The following is a 483-nucleotide window of genomic DNA, read 5'->3' as shown; positions in this document are numbered from 1 at the left end:
GGTGTTTCCCGCTACCGCCATCTCGGCGGCACTGGCGACCGTCGTTATGGCGTTTGTCGCCAACGTGCCGATCGCGCTCGCGAGCGGGCTGGGAATCAACGCGTTTGTCGCGTTCACCCTATGCGGCGCGCTGGGGTATTCGTATCAGACGGCGCTCACCGCCGTGCTCCTTGAAGGCATTATATTCGTCGTGCTGTCGCTGACCGGAATCCGCGAAGCGATTATCGACGCGCTGTCGCCGAATATCAAGAAGGCAGTCGGCGTGGGAATCGGGCTGTTCGTCGCGCTTATCGGGCTGGCAAACGCTAAAATCGTTGTAACAGGCGGCGGAACGCTTATCGGACTGGGCAACATCAAGAGCGGTCCGCCGCTGCTCGCCGTCATAGGGCTGCTTATCACCATACTCCTGTATGCGCGGAAGGTGAAAGGCGCGGTGTTTATCGGGATTATCGCCGCAACGGTTATCGGCATTCCGCTCGGCGT

At 60.2% G+C, this 483-nt stretch carries 1 protein-coding gene; it reads left to right on the top strand.

Annotation, left to right across the window (positions count from 1 at the left end):
- Window positions 1-483: solute carrier family 23 protein (locus tag AWU74_RS08045; protein ID WP_162505086.1), on the top strand; the 483-nt coding region annotated here is incomplete at both ends.

Source organism: Treponema endosymbiont of Eucomonympha sp., from assembly GCF_001028545.1.
This window is presented reverse-complemented; position numbering and strand designations above follow the sequence as displayed.